Annotated in this window: 4 protein-coding genes; all 4 read right to left on the bottom strand. The window is 42.4% G+C overall.

Annotated features, from left to right (window positions below):
- Window positions 1–215 precede the first annotated feature (215 nt).
- Complete coding sequence (locus tag ACWJAF_RS09745; RefSeq protein ID WP_448863559.1) at window positions 216–1,730, bottom strand: APC family permease; 1,515 nt, start codon at window positions 1,728–1,730, stop codon at window positions 216–218.
- 135 nt (window positions 1,731–1,865) lie between these two features.
- A complete protein-coding gene (locus ACWJAF_RS09740) occupies window positions 1,866–2,504 on the bottom strand; it encodes a cytidylate kinase-like family protein (RefSeq protein ID WP_448863557.1) in 639 nt (212 codons plus the stop codon).
- A 235-nt stretch (window positions 2,505–2,739) separates the two neighbouring features.
- Window positions 2,740–4,938, bottom strand: coding sequence for a SulP family inorganic anion transporter (locus ACWJAF_RS09735; protein WP_448863555.1), 2,199 nt, complete (start codon window positions 4,936–4,938; stop codon window positions 2,740–2,742).
- Between the two features lie 287 nt (window positions 4,939–5,225).
- Window positions 5,226–6,251: a branched-chain amino acid aminotransferase gene (locus ACWJAF_RS09730; RefSeq protein WP_448863553.1), complete on the bottom strand. Its 1,026-nt coding sequence runs from the start codon at window positions 6,249–6,251 to the stop codon at window positions 5,226–5,228.
- Window positions 6,252–6,352 lie beyond the last annotated feature (101 nt).

The raw sequence follows: 6,352 nt of genomic DNA, 5'->3' as shown, positions 1-6,352 counted from the left end.
GTTTTTTGGCGCGATGTGTAGAAGTTCTTAGGCAGTTTGACTTTCCGTTAAAGGGACGGAGCGACACTGTTTGAGCCGAACGGCGAGTTTGGAGCGGAGTCCCTTTCGTCCTTAGGAAAGTCGGACTGCCTTAGAACTTCTGCATCGTGACATCTAGCAGCAAATAGGATACCAGCGCTTTCTCATGGACCGGGAGGCCACCATGAACTAGTGTATTAAACACCCAACACCACATCTATCGCATGATCTATCACCTCATCCAGTTCCTCCTCATCTGCCTCCGGCATCAATGTCGCAGAATCTTCATCGGAGATCAGTTCTACAAGGCTTCCAAAGTCTTCTTTATATTTACTCTTGCAAACCGCATAGAATACTACACCAAGCAGGCTCCATGCCACAACCATTCCCCACTCAGGAAGGATCAGGTTACCGCCGGATCCCGGGATACAATACATGCACACCATGAATCCCGACATCAGAACTGCCATTGTTCCGACAAATTTATAGTGTTTTACTTTATATGGTCTTGGCATATCTGGTTCTTTTTTACGAAGGATCAGGAATGACAAAGACACCATACAATACGCCATACAGCATCCAAAGTTTCCTGCGTCACAGATCCATACCATCATAACTCTTCCGGCAAATGGTGCCAGCATTGTCAGCACTCCGATCAGAATCAGTGCATTGATCGGTGTTTTATGTTTTGGATGTAATTTCGAAAACGTTCTTGGAATCATATAAGATTCTGCCATAGAGTACATCGCACGGGATCCACCGATCATAAATGAGTTCCAGGAAGTAACGATTCCACACATACCTCCGACAATAATAACCTTCGCCATCACTGAAGTACGGAACGCAACTGCCATTGCATCTGCTGTTACGAGTCCTGTTCCTTTCTGGGATGCTGTAATTGCTCCTGCATCCAAAACCATACCTACCGCCAGGATAACAAACGAATAAAATATAACTGCCAGAACAACCGACAGGATCAGCATCTTTCCAATCTTCTTTGGCGGAACATTAATCTCCTCGGATGCCTGCGGTATAACGTCAAATCCAATAAAGTAGAATGGAGAAAGTACTGCTACACCAAGAACAGCTTTTATATTTGTCACACCTGTAGTTCCTGCAAATATCTGTCCATTCAGGTTATCTACCGTTCCATTGAACACAGAAGCAATAATCAGAAGAATTCCTGCTCCTCCGATGATTACCGTTAAGATTGTCTGCAGTATCGCTGCTGTCTTTGCTCCCATGATATTAATGATCATAATAAGAAATGCTACTACAATCGCAACAACCAGCCATGATGCATAGATATCAAATCCAGCCACTGTATACAGATAGCCTTTTAAGAATCCCGGACACAGATATGTAATGATTGTCGGAAATGCACACGCTTCAAAACAGGTAACACCGACATATCCAAGAATAATCGCCCAGGTACATACGAACGAACCAACCGGTCCCATTGCCCTGTGGCTGAAGACATGTTCTCCACCACACTGTGGCATAGCTGCTGTAAGCTCCGCATAAGTCAGCCCTACAAAAAAGATCATTACACCACCAATTACAAATCCAAGTGCGGCTCCGACAACTCCGCCTTTTTCAATCCATCCTCCGGTTGAGACTACCCAGCCCCATCCGATCATGGCACCAAATGCAATTACAAGGATATCCCATGCACTGAATACCTTATCAAAATCTGATTTTTTCTTATTCATACAACCATCTCCTTAACTACTTTTCTTTTTCAGATACACCACAGCTTATCTGTCTTTATTTTCGTTTCTTCCGGTTTTATTATCTTTGTTATTATATTTTCCTTTTCTATTTTCCAGCTGTTTTTTTGTTATCTGTTACTTTTGATTCTTTTCTACTTCTTTTGCAAGTGTTTCAATCAATCTTGCCGTTCCATCCACTCCCAGCAGACTACTGTCAATCAGGATATCTCTGTTATGTCTGTCTCCACGGTTGCTTCCGGTCAATGCCATATGACGCTTGTGATATCTTTTATCTGTTTCAAGAATGATCTCCTTTGCTTCTTTTTCTGAAACTTTATGACTTTCCATTACATTTTTTACTCTCACTTCGTCCGGAGAATAGATAAACACTCTTAAAATCGGCTTATGCTTTTTCAAAATATAATCGGCCGAACGTCCAATGATCACACAGGATTCTCTGTCCGATAACTTGCGGATGATCGTTTTCTGTACATGGATCGCACGCTTTGTAAGATCTGCATACTGTGAAAATTCTCCCCTTTCTTCTCCCTCGGCTCCTTTTCCGACAATTGTTACGCCTTCTTCTACTTTCTCCATAATCTCCTGGGGGATTCCAACCTCATGGATAATCGCATCTACTGTATTTCTGTCATAAAATTTAAATCCCAGATCTTCTGCTATTTGCTTTCCGATCTGATTACCTTTTGCTCCATATTCACATCCAATCGTAATTACCAAATGTGACATATCATCCCATCCCTTCTTTCGCAACACCGCATACAGAGGACTTACCGCCGGCAGCTTCTCCTGTATACTTTCGTATGAAAAAAAGCGAAGTGACTCACTTTGTGTAAGCCTCTTCGCTTTTCTTTCATACTTTTTACTATCTTTTTATTATCTTTTTCAACATTAATACTGTACCACTTTAAATTATTCCTGTCAATATGTATTTCAATCAGTGATTACATTTTTGTTCAATATATTTACTGTTTTTCCAGTCATATCTCTATTACTCCTGCTTCTCCCTGATCTGTGCTTCCCACTCATGCAGTTTCCTCGCTGCCTCTGGATTCTGTTTTTCCAGTCTTCTTTCCAGTTTCTCGCGGTTCTTCTTTAAGTGTTCTACGATTTCCGGATGATGCAGTAATAACTGTTGTTCGATTCTGCGTCTTCTCTTTTCAATCAGCTGCAGGATTACTTTTCTGTCACCACGCAGATTTTCCGGAAGTTCATCCAGATGCATCTCCATTCGTCTGAGGATCTCATCTTCATCAAGTACTCCGAGTGAATGCCAGTTTTTAAGTTTTTCTTCAAACCCAACATCTGCAAGTCTTTCCAGATCCGGAAGCTTGTGAATCTGTTCCATCACCTGATGTACTTTCTTTTCCATCTCTTCGACCGCATCGTCCCCAAACGCCCAGGCAAATTCTTCCAGTGTATTCTCTTCTTCCGCCGGAATCATTGCCGCGTGTACTGCGTGAACTGCTGCCGGTATTTCAAGTTGGCAAGATGTCCGGATTGCATGATCCGTATCCTTTTCCCCTACAGATTCCGATGACTGGATTCCCGCATCCTGCAGTGCTGCAAGAATAGTTCTTCTTACCTTTCCTTCTTCAATCAGATGGCCGATTCCCAGATTTCTCATCTGCTCATTTACATTTTCTGAATGCTCCGTTATATAGAATTTGATTCCCTGCTTGTCAAAATTCTTCGCCATCATCTCCAGACGGTCTGCTGCTGTAATATCAATGCTGTTGATTGCTGCTGCATCCACAATTACAACCTCTGTATCGTCCTTGATACTGTTTTCAATATCTGACTGGAAGATTTTTACATTTGCAAAGAAAAGGTTCTCGCTAAACCGGTATATCACCGTGTGACGGATCGGATATGCATTACGGTTTCTCTTCAGATCATAATAAGCTTCTTTTCCCGGGATCATACCACGGAAAGACCTCGGTGGATTGGTTGCCCGCAGCACCACTGCCACAAATGACAGCAAAAGTCCGATCACTACACCATAGATGGTACCAAGGAACAATACACTCACGCAGGCCGCCACAAAGATATAGAATTCATTCCTGCTCACTTTGAACAGACGGACTGCCAGATGTAATTCTACTACATTCATCAAAGCCGAAAGGACAATTGCTGTAAGGACCGGCACCGGAAGGTATCCAATGAATCCAGTGGCACCAATTAATACCAGCGCCATCGTAACTGCTGCCACAACCGACACTGCCTGCGTCTTCCCTTCGTATTGTTCATTCATGGATGTTCTGGAAATACTGCCATTTACCGGACAGCATCCTACACATGCAGCCGCAATATTTCCCATTGCACATGCAAGAATTTCTTTATTTTCATCTATTTTATAGCCATTCTTCAGTGCGAAATTGTTCTCTGACAATAATGTCTCTGACATGATCACTGCTGCAATCATCAGGCTTCGTCCTGCCGCCTGTTTCAGATCTATTTCTCCGAATTGAAAATGTGTCAGCTTCGGAAGTCCTTTTTCTACCGCATCAAGCAGTACAACGCCATGTTGATCCACATGAAAGATCATCGTTGCCGCAACACCCGCTGCCATAATCACGATGGCCATCGGGAACTTTGGAATCAGTTTTCCGGCCACACGGAGTAATACCAGTGCTCCGACACCAAGTGTAACCGACAGCCAGTTGATATCCTTACAAGTCTCTATAATATGTCTGGTAAGTTCCGGCAGTTCCCCGGAACCAGCCTTCCCTCCAAGTATCTTCGGAATCTGCATCAGTATGATCGTAAGCGCAATTCCACTGATGAATCCTCCCATAACCGGCGTCGAGATAAAATCTACAATCCTTCCGGCCTTAAGGAAATAAAACAACAGAAGCCATATTCCTGTCATCAGTGCAATAACCGGAACATACTGTATCGCTTCTTTACTTCCACTTTCAATCCCAAGAGACACCAGCGCTGCTCCGACGATGGCAGCCGGCGCTGCATCGACACCGAAGATGAACTGTCTCGAAGTCGAGAGCAGCGCAAAGAACAGTATCGGAAATACCGATCCGTAGAGTCCATACACTGCAGGGAGTCCCGCGATCTGCGCATATCCCATCGAGATCGGGATCGACACAGCCGCCATGATGATTCCTGAAAATATGTCTTTTGGCAGATATTCTTTTTTATAATTTCTCAATGTTGGAAATAACAAATCTTTCATACCTCAAATCCTTTCTTTTTCTTTCTATACTTTACACCAATTTTTTTCTTCCTGCTATTGCCTTTCTCCTTTTTTTCATTATTTTAGGAAAATATTTTTTATACCCACTTTTATTGACTATAAATTTCGTCTATATTTTCCAGGAGTGATTTTTCAGACACACTCTAGGTATAGAAAAAGACAGGGAACTGACTTCTCAATCCCTGCCTTATTATCAATATTTCTTTTTTATCTTTTATGGAAAATCCTGCACAAACGCACATTTCTACATATTTCATGACCAGCGATTAGCAGATCTTGCAGATCCATCCTTCTGGTGCTTCAATGTGTCCCATCTGGATTCCTGTTAATGTCTCATACAGTTTCTTTGTAACAGGTCCCATCTCTTCCATTCCGCTTGGGAAGCAGATTTCTTTACCATGATCAACGATCTTTCCTACCGGAGAGATAACTGCTGCTGTACCGCAAAGACCACATTCTGCGAAATTGCCAAGTTCATCTAAGTATACTTCTCTTTCTTCTACTTCCAGTCCAAGATAATGCTCTGCAACGTACATCAGAGAACGTCTTGTGATAGATGGAAGGATTGTAGATGATTTTGGTGTTACGACTTTGTTATCTTTTGTTACGAAGATAAAGTTAGCTCCACCTGTCTCTTCTACTTTTGTTCTTGTTGCTGCATCAAGATACATATTCTCATCGTATCCTTCCTGATGAGCTGTTACGATTGCGTGAAGACTCATTGCATAGTTCAGCCCTGCTTTTACATGACCTGTTCCATGCGGTGCTGCACGGTCAAAATCTGATACCTTAATTGTAATTGGCTTAGCGCCGCCTTTGAAGTATGGTCCAACTGGTGTAGCAAATACACGGAACTGATACTCCTCTGCTGGTTTTACACCGATAACCGCACTTGAACCGAACATATATGGTCTTACGTATAATGTAGCTCCTGATCCGTATGGTGGTACGTAAGCTGCATTTGCTTTTACTACCTGTTTGATCGCATCTACAAATCTATCTTCCGGGAATACAGGCATCTCAAGTCTTGCTGCTGAGTCTGCCATTCTTGCTGCATTCAGGTCCGGGCGGAATGTTACGATATGACCATCTTCTGTGGTATACGCTTTCATTCCCTCAAAACATGTCTGTGCATACTGAAGTACGCCTGCACATTCGCTAATTGTGATCTTGTCATCGGAGGTAAGTGTACCTTCATCCCATGCTCCATTCTTAAAATTGGACACATATCTTTTGTCTGTCTTCATATAGCCAAATCCAATGTTTGACCAGTCAATATTTTTCTTCTCCATTGTGACTCCTCCGTCCTTTTAACAACTGTTTGATTTATCATCTTGTCTTATTATAATACTACTGTTTTTAAAATTCAAGAGTGCACTCTGTTTTTTATTAT

The sequence above is a fragment of the Dorea sp. genome (genome assembly GCF_977044405.1).
The sequence above is the reverse complement of the archived record's forward strand: the minus strand, read 5'-3'. Positions and strand labels throughout refer to the sequence as shown.

Bases quoted from the DNA above. Each gene is read 5' to 3' on its own strand.
- ACWJAF_RS09735 (WP_448863555.1), bottom strand. From the start codon at position 4,938: ATGAAAGATTTGTTATTTCCAACATTGAGAAATTATAAAAAAGAATAT.
- ACWJAF_RS09745 (WP_448863559.1), bottom strand. From the start codon at position 1,730: ATGAATAAGAAAAAATCAGATTTTGATAAGGTATTCAGTGCATGGGAT.
- ACWJAF_RS09730 (WP_448863553.1), bottom strand. From the start codon at position 6,251: ATGGAGAAGAAAAATATTGACTGGTCAAACATTGGATTTGGCTATATG.